This is a genomic window from Streptomyces purpureus, assembly GCF_014648195.1.
Taxonomy (GTDB): Bacteria; Actinomycetota; Actinomycetes; order Streptomycetales; family Streptomycetaceae; genus Streptomyces; species Streptomyces purpureus.
In genome coordinates this window covers 58,559-72,473 of sequence record NZ_BMQQ01000014.1, presented here as the reverse complement: position 1 = coordinate 72,473, position 13,915 = coordinate 58,559, and the positions used below count along the sequence as shown (strand labels likewise).

11 protein-coding genes and 1 pseudogene are annotated in these 13,915 nt (G+C 72.7%); 3 read left to right on the top strand and 9 right to left on the bottom strand.

Features of this window, described 5'->3' with window-relative positions; genetic code table 11:
• The 3 genes and pseudogenes from IEZ01_RS19025 to IEZ01_RS19015 form a co-directional block, all read right to left on the bottom strand.
• Positions 1 to 914 (bottom strand): annotated as a pseudogene (locus IEZ01_RS19025) (hypothetical protein); the annotation flags it as partial.
• Between the two features lie 79 nt (positions 915 to 993).
• Positions 994 to 2,079: a S1 family peptidase gene (locus IEZ01_RS19020; protein WP_189202736.1), complete on the bottom strand. Its 1,086-nt coding sequence runs from the start codon at positions 2,077 to 2,079 to the stop codon at positions 994 to 996.
• 223 nt (positions 2,080 to 2,302) lie between these two features.
• The gene (locus IEZ01_RS19015; RefSeq protein ID WP_189202733.1) at positions 2,303 to 3,103 is read right to left on the bottom strand and encodes an AAC(3) family N-acetyltransferase; all 801 of its coding nucleotides are present in this window, start codon (positions 3,101 to 3,103) and stop codon (positions 2,303 to 2,305) included.
• A gap of 161 nt (positions 3,104 to 3,264) precedes the next feature.
• On the opposite strand from IEZ01_RS19015, the gene IEZ01_RS19010 reads away from it, so the two are divergent.
• Positions 3,265 to 4,167: an alpha/beta fold hydrolase gene (locus IEZ01_RS19010; RefSeq protein WP_373287637.1), complete on the top strand. Its 903-nt coding sequence runs from the start codon at positions 3,265 to 3,267 to the stop codon at positions 4,165 to 4,167.
• Positions 4,168 to 4,974: 807 nt separating this feature from the next.
• On the top strand, positions 4,975 to 5,874 hold the full coding sequence (locus IEZ01_RS19000) for a DUF4231 domain-containing protein (RefSeq protein ID WP_189202810.1): 900 nt from the start codon (positions 4,975 to 4,977) through the stop codon (positions 5,872 to 5,874).
• A 172-nt stretch (positions 5,875 to 6,046) separates the two neighbouring features.
• Here the strand turns inward: IEZ01_RS19000 and IEZ01_RS18995 are convergent, their stop codons facing one another.
• From IEZ01_RS18995 to IEZ01_RS18980, 4 genes are all read right to left on the bottom strand, one after another.
• Positions 6,047 to 6,526 carry a hypothetical protein gene (locus IEZ01_RS18995; RefSeq protein ID WP_189202731.1) on the bottom strand — a complete coding sequence of 160 codons (480 nt, stop codon included), beginning with the start codon at positions 6,524 to 6,526 and terminating at the stop codon, positions 6,047 to 6,049.
• Between the two features lie 170 nt (positions 6,527 to 6,696).
• On the bottom strand, positions 6,697 to 7,599 hold the full coding sequence (locus IEZ01_RS18990) for a S1 family peptidase (protein WP_019885131.1): 903 nt from the start codon (positions 7,597 to 7,599) through the stop codon (positions 6,697 to 6,699).
• Positions 7,600 to 7,850: 251 nt separating this feature from the next.
• Positions 7,851 to 8,648, bottom strand: coding sequence for a DUF1684 domain-containing protein (locus tag IEZ01_RS18985; RefSeq protein ID WP_189202728.1), 798 nt, complete (start codon positions 8,646 to 8,648; stop codon positions 7,851 to 7,853).
• 54 nt (positions 8,649 to 8,702) lie between these two features.
• Entirely contained in the window at positions 8,703 to 9,962 is a 1,260-nt protein-coding gene (locus tag IEZ01_RS18980) for a DUF5685 family protein (RefSeq protein WP_189202726.1), read from the bottom strand.
• Between the two features lie 288 nt (positions 9,963 to 10,250).
• Between IEZ01_RS18980 and IEZ01_RS18975 the strand changes: the two genes are divergently transcribed.
• The gene (locus IEZ01_RS18975; RefSeq protein ID WP_019885134.1) at positions 10,251 to 10,685 is read left to right on the top strand and encodes a cell division protein SepF; all 435 of its coding nucleotides are present in this window, start codon (positions 10,251 to 10,253) and stop codon (positions 10,683 to 10,685) included.
• Positions 10,686 to 10,722: 37 nt separating this feature from the next.
• On the opposite strand, the gene IEZ01_RS18970 is transcribed toward IEZ01_RS18975, so the two are convergent.
• Both IEZ01_RS18970 and IEZ01_RS18965 read right to left on the bottom strand, forming a co-directional pair.
• Positions 10,723 to 11,913 carry an acyl-CoA dehydrogenase family protein gene (locus tag IEZ01_RS18970; RefSeq protein WP_189202724.1) on the bottom strand — a complete coding sequence of 397 codons (1,191 nt, stop codon included), beginning with the start codon at positions 11,911 to 11,913 and terminating at the stop codon, positions 10,723 to 10,725.
• A gap of 72 nt (positions 11,914 to 11,985) precedes the next feature.
• On the bottom strand, positions 11,986 to 13,647 hold the full coding sequence (locus IEZ01_RS18965; protein WP_019885136.1) for an MFS transporter: 1,662 nt from the start codon (positions 13,645 to 13,647) through the stop codon (positions 11,986 to 11,988).
• Positions 13,648 to 13,915: the final 268 nt, after the last annotated feature.

Genomic DNA, 13,915 nt, shown 5'->3' with positions numbered 1-13,915 from the left:
GCGGCCAGGACCTCCTCGTCGGTGGCCGGCCGTATCGCAAGCAGCAGCCGGCGCAGTTCGGCGGCGGGCAGCGGGCCGCCGAGCTCGTGGTAGATCTCGCCGCGGCGCAGGAACAGGGTCGTGAAGGCCGTGCCGTCGTCCTGGCGGCGCACCACGCGGGTGAAGCCGTCCCCCTCGTCGGTGCAGCTCGCCGGCGCCGGATCGGCAACGCAGGGCCCGACGGTCCGCCCGCCGCTGACGTAGCGCAGCCCACCGGTCCACCCGCCGGCGCCGTCCCGCCGCTCGAAGTGCAGCACGATGTGCCGGCCTTCGAAGGTGGCGCCGTCGGCGATGCGGAAGCCGGGGGGCGTGGGCGGTATCAGCAGCTCGGACCGTTCCACCCCCGGCGGCAGCACGGCACGGACCTGCGGGGGCCCGTAACGCTCGGTCAGCTTCGTCTCGTACGCCGCCTTGTTCACCGCCGCTTGGCCTCGGATGTCGACCGCCCACGCCACTCCCGCCGCCACCAGCACGGCCACCACGGCCCGCGGCGCCCAGCCGGGGATCAGCGCGGCGGCCGCCAGGACGAAGGGCAGACCGGAGACCACCACCAGCTCACCGAGGAACTCGCTCTCCACGCCCGCGTGGAGCCGCACGGACTCGGCCCACCGCGCGCCCGCGAGAAGCAGCGCCGCGCCCGCGCCGAAGACCAGCGCCGCCCAGCCCAACAGCCCGCGCGGGGAACGGCACCAGGGCACGACCGTACGCACGGGCAGCGCGGCGGCGGCGAGCAGCGGCAGCGCCACCACCGCCGTCATGGCGACACCGGCCGGCCCGCCCGGCAGCAGGAAGATGCCGGACACCGACGTGACGTACCCGACTGCCCAGACCAGGGCCAGATGCGCCCCGATCCGCCCCCACCGTGCGAAGTCCATCCGTCGATCATGCCGGACGGGTACGACAACGGGCCGCCCGGCGACTGCCGGACGGCCCGCTCGCCTGTGAAGGACGGGGTCAGCCGATCTCCGCCCCGAAGACCGCCAGCGCCTCCGGCACCGGCTGGAAGAAGGTCGTACCTCCCGAGGTGCAGTCGCCGCTGCCGCCGGAGGTGAGACCGATCGCCGTGTCACCGGCGAAGAGGGAGCCGCCGCTGTCGCCCGGCTCGGCACAGACGTCGGTCTGGACGAGGCCCTCGACGATCTGGCCGTTGCCGTAGTTCACCGTCGCGTCGAGCCCGGTGACCTGACCGTCGTGGACCTGGGTGGTGGAGCCGGAGCGGGTGACCTTCATCCCGACGGTCGCCTCCCCGGCCTTGGTGATCTCCTGGGTGGAGCCGTTGTAGAGGTCGACGGTGCTCGGGTGCTCGGTGTCGCCGTCGTACTTGACCAGTGCGAAGTCGTTGCCGGGGAACTGCGAGTCGACCATCGTGCCGATCTCCGGGCCGCCCTGGGACTCCGCCCACTTGCTGCCCGACTCACCGCAGTGGCCCGCGGTGATGAAGTGCGGCTGATCGTCCTTGACGACGTTGAAGCCGAGCGAACAGCGCCCGCTGCCCGAGTGGATGGCCTCGCCGCCCGCGATGAACGGCTTGAACTCGCCGGCCGACTTCTTGAGCACGGCCTTGGAGCCGAGCCCCTCGACCACCTTGGTGAGCGTGGACCAGGCCTTGCCCTTGACCGTACGGTCGGCCGTCACGACGACCTTGTTGGTCACCGGGTCGACCGCCCAGGACGTGCCGGGGAGCGTCGCCCGGCTCTTCAGCGTCTGCCGGGCGGTGGTCAGTTCGGCCACGGAGTTCTCGACGATTCTCGCCTGACCGCCCGCCTTGCGGACCGAGTCGGCCGCGGCCTCGTCGACCACATTGACCACCAGCGCCTGGGACTTCACGTCGTAGTAGGCGCCGGCGGACCGGTCGCCCAGATCGTCGCCGAGCGTCGAGGCGAGATTTCCGGCCGCCGTCGCCGACAGCTTCTTCACGGCGAACCCGGAAGGTTCCTCACTGGCGTTCGCAGTCTGGAAGGTGACCCCCGCGGCCACCAGAGCCACTACGGCTCCACCGGCCACGGCCGCATGCCGTTTGGGTATGCGTCGGTGCTTCACTCAGGACCTCCTGTGGGGGGCCGCATCCGGGCAAGTGGGGTGCCCTGACGCGGAGGATGGACGGTCCACTATTCCGAGCCCGACGGGTAGCACACAAGGTCGAGTTCAGGACGCGCACGCGTCAACGCCCGCGCGCCCCCTGCCGGTTCGCCACCCCCGGTCAGCACTGGTCGATTCCGATTGCGAACACATGAGGTGACCGTCCGAGAGGCCGGGGTGAGGACTAGTCCTGTCTTGTTCTGTACGGCGTGCCACGCTTCTCGGTCATCCAGTCGACCGCGTGGTCGACCGCCGTCCTCAGGGAGAAGAGCCGGGCGTGCGCCCCGCCGAGCCATCCCTCGCGTACGGCGTCGAAGGGGAACGCGGAGCCGATGGCCTCGAAGTCGCTGTCGTCGACGTTGACACCCTGGAAGGCGATCCACCGGGCCCGCCCGTCCGGCCCCGGCACCACACAGCGATAGCGGCGCCGTGGCGTGCCCGTGCGGTACTCGGCGAGGTGGAAGGCGGTGCACACCCCGAAACCCACATTGATCATCAGCACCTGCGCGTCGGCCCGGTAGAGCGCGCCGAGCGGCGAGTCCTCCCCCAGGTGGCTCTCCAGCGGGTGTCTGGCGAGCAGTTCCCGGGCCCGCCGGCCGACCGCCGCGAACGAGGTCTGCGGATGGGCGCTGCGTACGGCGCCCTCGGCGGTACGGACCGACTCGGCGAGCCGCCCCATGCGCGGGCAGGGCGTGGTGTGCGGGTCGAAGGCGGGCATGGCCGCCCGGACGGCCGTCACCTGAGCCAGGGTGAGCCCGGCGACCCGGGCCCGGTACACCGGTGAGGTGTCGGAGTTCTCCGCGGTGAAGGCCGGCACCACCAGCGTGCCTTCCGGCCCGAGCGCCGCGCGCAGCGCCTCGCGCAGCGGCACCGCCGCGAGGCCGGTGCCATGGAGCCCGGCGTGGACGAGCAGCGTCGCCCCGTCCCGTACGCCGATCTCTTCGAGGTCCCGCGCGAGGGTGCCGGGACCGCGGGGTCCAGTCATCTCGCCAGTGTAGGGCGGGTTGTTGAGAGCGCAGGGCGGCGTTCGGACAGAACAGGGGCCCTTCGCGCGGGCGGGGCGGGGTGTTCCGATGGACGGGTGGCATGGCAGTGTCCACGGGGATGTACGACTTCCTTGGCCGGCCGGACCCCTGGAGGACACCTGTGTACACGCGCATTCGTACCGGCGACGGCCGCGGACTGGTCGCCGAGGAGTGGGGGAACCCCTCGGGGACACCGGTGCTGCTGCTGCACGGCACGCCCGGCAGCAGGCTCGGCACCGCGCTGCCCGACGTCACCCTCCGGTATCCCCATGTTCGATTCATCGCCTACGACCGCCCCGGGTACGGGGATTCGGACCGGCTGCCCGGCCGCCGGGTCGCCGACGCGGCCCGCGACGCCGCGGCGGTGGCCGACGCGCTGGGCGTGGAGCGGTTCGCCGTAGTCGGCCGCTCCGGCGGCGCCCCGCACGCCCTCGCCTGCGCGGCGCTGTTGCCCGGCCGGGTCCTGGGGGCGGCGGCCCTGGTGAGCCTCGCGCCCCGTAACGCCCCGGGCCTCGACTGGTTCGACGGCATGACCCCGTCCAACGTCCGTGAGTACGCGATGGCGTCGGACGCGCCCGATCTCCTGGCCGGCGAGCTCGCCCCGAGGGCGGAGGCGATCCGGCGCGACCCGGTCCGGCTCATCGAGGAGATGCGGGCCGAACTCTCCGACCACGACGTGCCGATCGTGTCGGACCCGCGGGTGCGCGCCTCGCTGCTCGACAACTACCGGGAGGCGCTGCGCACCTCGCACCACGGATGGTTCGACGACAGCGTGGCGCTCGCCCACCCCTGGGGCTTCGACCTCTCGGCGATCAGCGGTCCCGTGATGCTCTGGCACGGCCAGGACGACGGATTCTCGCCGGTCGGCCACACCCGCTGGCTGGCCGACCGGATCGAGGGCGCCGAACTCGTCCTGGAACCGGACGCCGGGCACTTCGCCGCCCAGTACGCGCTCCCCCGAGTGCTGGACTGGCTGCTCGACGCGGAGCGTACGTCAGGCGGGGGCGTTGCCGGGCGTCCGTGATCCCTTGAGCAGTCCAGGATGCGCTCATGGGTGTCGCCCACGGTGTCCACCACCCGTACGCGTACGTAGACGGCCTCGACGGTCTCGACGCACCGCTGCGAGAACGCCCCGACCAGCACGGTCTCGTAGGCGCCGGTGCTCACCAGCGGGAAGCCGGGGCCGAAGTGGACCAGGGTGAAGTCCTGGCCGACGGCGAGACCGGCCCCCTCCAGGGTGGCCGTGGCGCCCGCGGTGTCCGTCCACGGCGTGGCCGCCGGGTCGGGCTCCCCCTTCAGCACGACCCGGACGTCGTAGTCGTCGACCACCGCGGTGTACTGGCCGCCGTTGAGGAGGCCGACCCGCCAGGCGGGGGCGGTGCCGCCGAGCGCGCCGGCGGTCCAGGCGCCCCGCCAGCCCAGATAGGGCCGGACGGTACGGGCGTACTGCGCGCGGGCGAGGACCACACCGGCGGCGACCGCGAGCAGGCTGCCGAGCGGCTCCATGTCGAGCAGCTGGAGCCGCCAGGGCCAGTGGGTCCTGGCCGCCTCGGTCATGTTGGCCCGGACGATCTCCCAGCCGAGGACGAGGGTGAGCAGCACCAGCAGGAGGAGCGGCACCGTGAAGAGCAGCGGACTGCGGCGGACGCGCCGCTGCGCGTCGGACGGGGGTATCGGCCCACCGGGGACGGCCACGGCTCCTCCTCGCGGCAGGGGCCGCACCGTTGCAGTGTTCGACCGGCCGACTCTACCCTCGTGAACTCAAGCCGAATCAAAGCTTTTTGCTTCATCGGGGGTGCGGATGAGCGGAGTTCACGGCTTACGGCAGAGCATGGTCTTCCGCAGCGCGGACCTTCCCGTGCTGTTCCACCGCACCGACGAGATCGCCGTCACGCGCCAGCGCGAGGCCGTCTCGGACACCCGGCTGCAGTTGCTGCTGCTGGTGCTGGGCGCGTGCCTGGCCGCGCTGCCCGACGGATGGCGCCTGGGCGACGGCTTCCGTCTTCCCGGTGCGCTGAGCGCCGCGGCGTACGCCGGCGTGCTGCTGGTCACCTTCCGGGCGTCACGGCGCCGGGCCGCCTCGCAGTGGCAGCTCAACCGCAGCGCAGCCGAGTTCATCAAGTCGATCTGCTGGCGGTACGCGGTGCACGGCGCGCCGTTCGACACCCGCGGGCTGGACGCCGAACGGCTCTTCACCGAGCAGCTGGAGCTGGGCCTGAAGGAGCTGCGGAAGGTCGGCTGGAACGACCCCCGTGACTCGGGCGACGCCACCCGCGCCGAACTGATCACGGGTCCGATGCGGCTGCTGCGGGAGAAGCCGTTCAGCCTCCGCAAGGAGACGTATGTGCGGGACCGGCTGATCGAGCAGCGGAACTGGTACCACCGCAAGACCGTGGTCTCCCGCCGGGCCACCACCTTCTGGTCGGTGACGATCTCCCTGCTCACCCTGCTCGCGCTGTTCCTCGGTGTGTTGCACGCCTTCTCCGTCGCCGGCTCCTTCGACCCGGCCGGCGTGCTGTCGGCGGCCGCGGCGGCCTGTGTGGCCTGGGGCGAGGTCCGCCGCCACCAGCCGCTGATCGCGGCGCATTCGCTGGTCGAGGAGGACCTCGCGGCCATGCACACGGCGATGGAGACGACGGTCGGCGAGGCGAAGTGGGCGGCGGCGGTGTACGAGACCGAGCGGATCGTCTCACCCCAGCACACCGACTGGCTCGTCCGGCATCGTGCTTGATTGGGGCTCGGTTCGCCTCCGGGGCGCTTTTAGCTTGCGGCGACGGTCGATCGTGCTCGGCTGCTCGTTCCTCGCAGCCTCCGCGCGTTCTCCCTTTCGGCGCCCGCGCGCCCCTTCGGCTCACTCGCCGAGGCGATCGTGGGCAGCGTCAGGCAGGCGGTCGTGGCTGCCGTCAGGCCCGTTCGACGCCGTCGCGCCAGATGACCGTGACCGGGGTGCCGCGCTCGCGGGCGTAGTGGACGATGTCGCCGGTGCCGCCGAGGCCGCGGGCCGGGTGGCCGTCCCAGACCGCGAGGAGCCGGTCGCAGTGGTCGGCGATGTAGGTGCCGGCCGCGTAGTACGCCTCGTCGGTGGAGCAGGGGAACGGCAACTGGATCTCGCGGGTGGCCCTCTCCCGCAGCAGCTGGAAGCGGGCCAGCTCGCCGGGGCCCGTGAAGCCGCGCTCGTAGTCGCCGCTGGGGATCACCACCGTCAGCTCGGCGCCGCACTCCAGGGCGAGGTCCGCGAAGAGCTGGTCCGCGCCGGCCGCCAGGCTGGAGAGGGCCTCCAGGGAGCCCTGGTGGCCGCCGAGCGCGGTGAGCAGGGCCGCGCGCACATGGGCGTACGCGGCGACGGGGATGTCCCTGTGGCCGGTCACTCCGATGCGCTTCATCCGCCCCCGCTCTCCTGTGGCCGACCGCTCTCACATCCTCTCAAATGCGGGCGAGCCGTCCAGACCCCCTACCGGTCCGGGACGGGCGGAAGCCCCCGCCCGGCGGTGCGGATGGGGGCTCGTGGTGCGGCCGGCTACGAGGTGGGGGGTGGGCCGGCCGGTCGCCGTTCTCAGTAGACGCTGACCCGGTAGGCGTTCAGGGCCTCGGTGACGGGCTGGAAGAAGGTCGTACCGCCCGAGGAGCAGTTGCCGCTGCCGCCGGAGGTCAGGCCGATGGCCCGGCTGCCGGAGTAGAGCGGGCCGCCGCTGTCGCCGGGTTCGGCGCAGACGTTGGTGCGGATCATGCCGTAGACGATGTCCCCGCCGCCGTAGTTGACCGTGGCGTTGAGGCCGGTGACGGTGCCGCTGTGGGTGCCGGTGGTGGAGCCGCGGCGGGTCACGGACATGCCGACCGTGGCGTTGGCGGCGCTGGTGATGTCGACGTTGCCGACCGTGCCGGGCTTGGAGATCGAGGTGTTGCTGTAGCGCACGAGACCGTAGTCGTTGCCGGGGAAACTGGAGCCGGCGGTCGGACCGAGGACGGTGGTGCGGCCCGAGTTGGCGTACCAGGTGCCGGCGCCGTCGGTGCAGTGTCCGGCGGTGAGGAAGTACGACGTACCGGCGCTGTCGCGGACGTTGAAGCCGAGTGAACAGCGCCAGCTGCTGGCATAGGTGGCGTCGCCGCCCGATATGAGCTTGTTGAACGTGCCGGGGGTGCGCTCGATCTTCAGGGCGCCGGCGTTGGCGCCGGCCTTCCGCTTGATGGTGGCTATCTCGGCCTGGGAGACGGTCGAGTCGACGGTGACGACGACCTTCTTGGTGGCCGGGTCGGTGTGCCAGGCGGTGCCGGGGATGTCGGCGGCGAGTACGGCGTCGCCGGCCGCGGTGAGCTGGGTGGCGCTGAAGGTCTGGTTCGAGTCGGCGTTCGCGGTGGGGACGGCGAGCGCCGCGGCGGCGACCAGACCGGTGGTGACCGCGACGAGGCGGGTTCGTCTCGCGGCCGTGGGGCGGGGGGTGGTGCGCTTGATCCTCACTTCTCGTTCCTCCCGAGGGGAATCGGGGGCCCGCCGTGGGGGGTCGGGCCCGTGAGGCGCAGCCAGGGGCGGGGGATGCGATGCCCGATTTTCGGACACGCCGTGCTCCTGACAAGCGCTGTTCGGGAGTATTCGACGCGTCAACTTCGGGCGCAAGGGCGCCTTTCGGCCGCCGGGGGCCGTGCGCGGACGCAGCCGGAAGCGCCCCGGCGGCTCGGTCGGTGACCGCCGGGGCGCGCTCCTTCGACGGGTCAGCCGGTGCGCACGTTCCGTTCGCCCGCCGGAACACCCACGGGGAGGGTGTTGCCGGGGGGCGGGAAGGGGCAGATGAAGTGATCGGCGAAGGCGCACGGCGGCAGCAGCGCGCGGTTGAAGTCCACCGTCACGGCGCCGTCCGCGGCGGGCGGCGCGGGGCGCAGGAAGCGGAAGCGGTAGCTGTCCTTTCCGCTGGTGGCGTCGGCGAAGACGGCCCACAGGGAGCCGTCGGCCTCGACCGCGACGTGCAGGGCCTGCGGGGCGCCGTCGATCTCGAAGACGATCTCCCCGGCGAGCCCGAGTCCGCGCTCCCGTCCGTCGGCGTTCTCCACCCGGACGCTGCGCGCCTCGGGGTACGGGCGGTAGGCGCCCGGCAGTTCCCAGCGGGGGTCGTACGGAGTCGCCTCGATGCCCTTGAAGGCCTGCCGTGCCGGGGAGCCGGGGTCGAAGTCCCGTACCGCCCACAGCCCTTCGCGGCGCATCACCACCAGCCGCCGGCCGCCCGCCTCGACGCGGGACTCGGGGATCGGTCCGCGGTCGGCGGTGAGGCGGATCTCGCCGGTGAGGGGCTCGCCGTCGACCGTGACGCGGTCCTCGGCGGTGGCGGTCAGGACCACTTCGCCGCCGTCTTCGCGCCACTGCCCGGGGACGGCCGGAATTCGACCTTCCGGGTGGTCGGCGAGCCAGTGGGTGCCGGTGAGGGAGAGCGGCCCGTGCGGCGCCGAGACCATGGCCGTGCGCTGTTCGTGCCAGTGCTTCCACTCCTGCTGTGCGCTGTGCGCATCGCTGCTCATGCTGTTCAACCTTTCATACGCCGTTCCCCCGCACGGGGCAGGACGGCGCAGGGGTCAGCAGCCGTCGCAGGGGCAGCAGCAGCCACAGCCGTCGCAGCCACAGTCGTCGCAGTCCCGGCAGCAGCCCTCGCGCTTCTTGCGGGACCAGGGCCCCTCGTACTCCTTGGCGCAGCAGATCTGGCACGTACAGAAGAGGCCTATGAACACCGCGCACCCTGCCAGGAAGCCGCGCGGCTTCGGGCGGCCTGGGTCCGCGCCGAACTGCGGCGGGAGCGCCGGGCCGCCGGGGCCGCCGGGCGTGCCGCCGTAGGGCCCGCCCGGACCGGACGGCCCCCCGCCGTATGCGTTGCCGCCGCCGTACGGGTTGCCGCCCTGAGGACTGCCGCCGCCGTACGGGTTGCCCGCGTACGGGTTGCCCGGGACCGGCTGGTGCCGCCCGTCCGGCCGGTGGGCGCAGGTCGGGGTGGAGAAGGCGCGGTCCACCGACCGGCGCAGTTCGTGGACCAGGAGCACATGCGCCAGCCGCTGGTCCGCGAACTCCACCTCCCGCAGGGCCAGCCGGATCCCGTGGACCGCGTCGTCCGCGAGGCGGCGGGCTTCCGTGAGCGAGGTGCCGGTCGCCGTGAGCGGGTTCCAGGCGCCGCGCTCCGCGTCGGACACTCGGTCCTCGACGGCGTCCAGGAGGTGGGCGAGACGGCCGAAGAGCCGGCCCGCCTCGGCCAGCGGTGCCGCGTTGCCCGGCCGCCCGGCCAGGACCGCGGTGTGCGCGAAGGCCGCCGCGGTCGCCGTCTCGGTCGGTTCGGTGACGGTGAGCAGGGGCGTTCCGAGCCCCGCCAGCGCCTCGATGCCCGGCTGCCGGTCGACGGCGTCGACCAGTACGGCCGTGTCGAAGCCGACCGCGCGGCCGGTGCGGGCGCCGGCCCGGTCCCAGCCACGGGCGACCGCGCGGGCCGCCGCCGCGGCCGGGCGGCGCGCCAACAGCCCGTCCCCGTCGGCGACGTGGTCCCGTACCTTCGCCGAGGCCAGCACCAGCGAGACCGCCGCCGCGAGCCGCGCCCCCTCGCCCTTGGCCACCGGCGCCGTGCGCATCGCGCGCAGCGGACAGGGCCCGGCGGTGCGCCGGCCCCCGGAGGTGATGCCGCTCTGAGCCTCCGTCAGGACCGAGATGATCAGGCCGTCGTAGTTGGTGACGATCCGGGCGAACTGCCCGTGGTCGGAGCGCAGTGCCAGACAGAGGCCGCAGAGGTGGGCCATCCACTCCGCCGTGAGGCCGTCGCCGAGCCGGTGCGTGCAGGGCCGGACGATTCCGAACATGAAGACTTCCCCCGAGAGTCGGACGCTTGTGCGCCGGGCATCGTATCGAGGGGGCCGTTCACCCGTACGTCCCCCCGCTCACCCGTCCGGACCGATTGTCCTCCTATAAGTTGCGCGACCCCCCATCAGAGGCCGTACGCCGGAGGAATCTTGACGAATCGCCACATCTTCTGCACCAGTACCGTCACGAATCCCCTGCGCGGCGACTATCCGCTTGGCGCGCGATCCGCATCATGGACGACCATAGGGGTGCGGAACCACAAGTGACCGCGCTGAAAGGAGGCGTCCATGGGATCGGTGCGTAAGGCAAGTGCCTGGCTGGGACTCGTCGAGGACGGCGACGAGCGTTACTACGACGACGAGTACGCCGAGGGTGCTGAGAGCAGCGACGCCTGGGTGACGGACCCGCGGGTGCGGGTGGCCTCCGAATCGGCGCGGGAAGAGGGCCGTCGGATCGCGACGATCTCCCCGGACGGTTTCCGTGACGCCCGGGGGATCGGCGAGCTGTTCCGGGACGGCGTCCCGGTGATCGTGAACCTGACGGCGATGGAGCCCTCCGACGCCAAGCGCGTCGTCGACTTCGCGGCGGGCCTCGCCTTCGGCCTGCGCGGTTCGATCGAGCGGGTGGCGACCCGGGTTTTCCTGTTGACCCCCGCCGACACCCAGATCGTCAACGGGGAGTCCCCGGGCCGCCGGACGGACGGCTTCTTCAACCAGAGCTGAGGGCAGGGCCGCTCACCTCCCGCCCGGCGCGCTCCGCCTAGCGGAACGCGTCCAGACCGGTGAGCGCCTTGCCCAGCACGAGCTGATGCATCTCGACGGTGCCCTCGTACGTCAGCACCGACTCGAGGTTGGTGGCGTGCCGCATCACGGGGTACTCCAGCGAGATTCCGTTGGCCCCGAGCACGGTGCGCGAGGTGCGGCAGATCTCGATCGCCTCCCGCACGTTGTTGAGCTTCCCGAAGCTGACCTGCTCCGGGCGGAGCTTCCCGGCATCCATCCGCCGCCCCAGATGGTGGGCGAGCAGGATGCCCTTGTGCAGTTCGACCGCCATGTCGGCCAGTTTGGCCTGGGTGAGCTGGAAGCCGCCGATCGGCCGCCCGAACTGCTCGCGGGTCTTCGCGTACTCCAGCGCCGCCTCGAACGACGAGCGCGCCGCGCCCATCGCGCCCCACACGATGCCGTAGCGGGCGTGCGACAGACAGCTGAGCGGACCCTTGAGGCCGGTGACCTCGGGCAGTACGGCGTCGGCGGGCAGCCGGACCTCGTCCATGACCAGCTCGCTGGTGACGCTCGCGCGCAGCGACCACTTGTGCCGGATCTCGGGGGCGGAGAAGCCGGCGGCGTCGGTGGGTACGACGAAGCCGCGGATGCCCTCGTCGGTCTGGGCCCACACCACGGCCACCCCGGCCACCGAACCGTTGGTGATCCACATCTTGCGGCCGGTGAGCACCCAGTCGGTGCCGTCCTTCTTGGCGTACGTCCGCATGCCGGCCGGGTCGGAGCCGTGGTCCGGTTCGGTCAGCCCGAAGCAGCCGATGATCTCGCCGGCCGCCATGCCCGGCAGCCAGCGCCGCTTCTGCTCCTCGGAGCCGTACTTCCAGATCGCGTACATGGCGAGCGAGCCCTGCACGGAGACGAGGGAGCGGATGCCGGAGTCGGCGGCCTCCAGCTCCAGGCAGGCCAGGCCGTACTGGACGGCGCCGGCGCCGGCGCAGCCGTATCCGGTGAGGGACATGCCGAGCGCGCCGATGGAGCCGAGCTCGCGTGCCAGCTCGCGGATGACGGGCAGCTCGCCGCGCTCGTACCAGTCGGCGATGTGGGGCAGGACGCGTTCGGCGGCCCAGGCGCGGATCGTGTCCCGGATCGCCAGATCCTCGGGTCCGAGGAGGTCGTCGAGGCCGAGGGGGTCGTCGGCGGAGAAGGGCGGGAGCTTCGAGGGTGCGGACATGGCGGGGCCTCCGGGCGGCTCGCACTCGTAAAACTAGCGGTGGTAGTTACAGCTCGGCGCTGACGTTACGGGTCAGTGTGCCGCGCGTCCAGACCTGGCCGCCTCGACCGGCTCGCGCCGGCCTGGAACCCGCGCCTGCGGCCCGGCGGCGGACTCGGCCGCCCACTCCCGCAGCGCGCTCGCGCACTCGGCCGCGGCCGCCGTCTCCATCACCCGCGGCAGCCGCAGCGCCATCACCGCTCCGGCCAGCAGCAGCCCCGCGCTGACCAGCAGCGTCACATGCAGACCGTGGACGAAGGAGTGCCGGGCGGCGGCGTGCAGGGCCGCTCCGGCCGGGCCGCCGAGCTGCGCGGCGACCTGGTAGGCCTCCCCCAGCGAGTTGGCGGCCGCCGCGGAGGCACCCGCGGGCACGCCCGGGATCGCCGCGAGACCCGGCGCGTAGGCAGCGTTCATGACGCTGCCGAGCAGCGCGATGCCCATGCCCGCGCCGAGCTGGTACGACGTCTCGCCGATCGCGGCCGCACCGCCCGCGCTCTCGGCCGGGGCCTCGCTCAGCATCGACTCGTACGCGGCGAAGAGCGTGGTCTGCAGGCCGAAGCCGAGCAGCACGAAGCCGACGGTGAGCAGGACGGGCCGGTCGTGGTGGCCCATGAGGATCAGCAGCAGCACGGCCCCGGCGGTGAGGACGAAGCCCCAGCCGACCATCCGGCGCGGGCCGATCCGGGCCAGGGTCCACGAGCCGGTGGCGCCGGCGGCCATCGCGGCGAAGGTGAGCGGCAGCAGCCGCAGCCCGGTCTCCAGCGGGCTCAGCCCGAGCACCAGCTGGAGGTACTGCACGGCGATCAGCTCCAGGCCGACCAGCGCGAGCATGGCGAGGACGATGCAGCCGACGGAGGTGGTGAAGGCGGCGCGGGAGAACAGCCGCATGTCGATGAGGGGATGACGGCGGCGTTTCTGGCGCCGGACGAAGAGCACCAGCAGGGCGGCGCCGAGCAGCAGTGGCAGCGCGGTCGCCAGGGAGAGCAGCGGCTCGCCGGAGCCGACCCGCTTCACCCCAAGGACCACACCGAGCACACCGGCCGCCGCCATCAGCGCGCCGAGCACGTCCCAGGGCCCGTCGCCGCTGCCCTTGGACTCGGGGAGCAGCCAGCGGCCCAGCGGCAGGATCAGCATCATCAGCGGGATGTTGATCAGGAAGACCGAGCCCCACCAGAAGTGCTGGACGAGGAAGCCGCCCAGGACGGGTCCGGTGGCCGCGCCGACGGCGGCGACGGCGGTCCAGATGCCGATGGCGGTGGCGCGCTCACGGCGGTCGGGGAAGACCGCGCGCAGGATCGACAGCGTCGCGGGCATGATCATCGCGCCACCGACGCCGAGGAGGGCGCGGGCGCCGATCAGCACTCCGGGCTGGGTGGCGAGCGCCGCGACGGCGGAGGCGACACCGAAGAGGGCGTAGCCGAGGAGCAGGATCCTGCGCCGGCCGACCCGGTCGCCGAGCGTGCCGAAGAGGATCAGCAGCGCGGCGCAGACCAGGGGGTAGGCGTCGACGATCCACAGCAGCGCGGTGGAGCTGGGGCGCAGGTCCTCGGTGAGGGAGGGGACGGCGACATGGAGGATGGTCGCGTCGAGCGCGACGAGCAGCAGGCTGACGCACAGGACGAGCAGGACGACCCAGCGGTTGGTTCCGCCGGCGACGGCGCGCAGGCGTGATCCGGCCGTGGTCGTCCCCGACATGTATGTACCTCCCAGTGCTTCCTCGCGGTCGGCGGGCGCCGGCCGGGGTGGTCAGCCCCCCGGGGCGGCCCGGCATCGACGGGCGAGTGAGCCGTCAGCGTACGCGAGTTCGCGCCGGTGGCGCGTGGTCCAGCTCTCACCTCCACCGGCCACGGAGTGTGGCGTACGCCACTTCGAGCCCGGCCGCGCGTCGCCCGGCGCCGCGCCGGCAATTCCCTCGACGGCGCCGCGCGACGCATTTCACCGGCGTACAAACCGACTTAACGAA